At 40.7% G+C, this 683-nt stretch carries 1 protein-coding gene; it reads right to left on the bottom strand.

The genetic code is table 11. From position 1 onward, the window contains the following. Window positions 1-137: 137 nt before the first annotated feature. Window positions 138-668 (bottom strand): hypoxanthine phosphoribosyltransferase, encoded by a 531-nt coding sequence (gene hpt / locus R8O11_RS28035; protein ID WP_005479701.1) that lies wholly within the window; start codon window positions 666-668, stop codon window positions 138-140. Window positions 669-683: the final 15 nt, after the last annotated feature.

The raw sequence follows: 683 nt of genomic DNA, 5'->3' as shown, positions 1-683 counted from the left end.
AGCATCGTACCAGAAAGCACTGTCGACGATTTTAAACCCTGACAATAAGCTTCTGTGTCGCTAAGCCATAAAATCTGAATAAATAAAAAACGCCCATTTATATGGGCGTTTTTTTGTATTTCGAATAGTGAACTCAATTATTCTTGAGGAACCACTTTACCGATGAATGGTAGGTGACGGTATTTTTGAGCGTAATCGATACCAACACCAACAACGAACTCGTCAGGGATCTCGAAACCAATCCAATCAACTGGCACATTTACTTCACGGCGAGATGGCTTGTCTAGTAGCGTACAAATCGCGATAGATTTAGGTTCACGTAGCGATAGGATTTCGCGAATTTTATTTAGCGTGTTACCTGTATCGATGATGTCTTCAACAAGCAAAACGTCTTTGCCTTTAATGTCATCATCCAAATCTTTCAAGATGCGTACATCGCGTGAGCTTTCCATCGTGTTGCCGTAGCTTGATGCCGTCATAAAATCAACTTGATGAGTCAGTTCAATAGCACGTGCTAGGTCGGCCATAAATACAAAAGAACCACGCAACAAGCCAACCAAAACTAGGTCTTCACTGCCTTGGTAACGCTCTGTAATTTGTTTGCCTAATTCACGAATTCGTTCCTGAACTTCTTGCTCAGAAATCATGACTTCTATTGTATGTTTCATACTGTGCTCAATTTA

Source organism: Vibrio sp. 1288 (assembly GCF_033344475.1).
Note: the sequence above shows the minus strand (reverse complement) of the source record. Positions and strands in the feature narration are given on the sequence as shown.

Bases quoted from the DNA above. Each gene is read 5' to 3' on its own strand.
- hpt (WP_005479701.1), bottom strand. From the start codon at position 668: ATGAAACATACAATAGAAGTCATGATTTCTGAGCAAGAAGTTCAGGAA.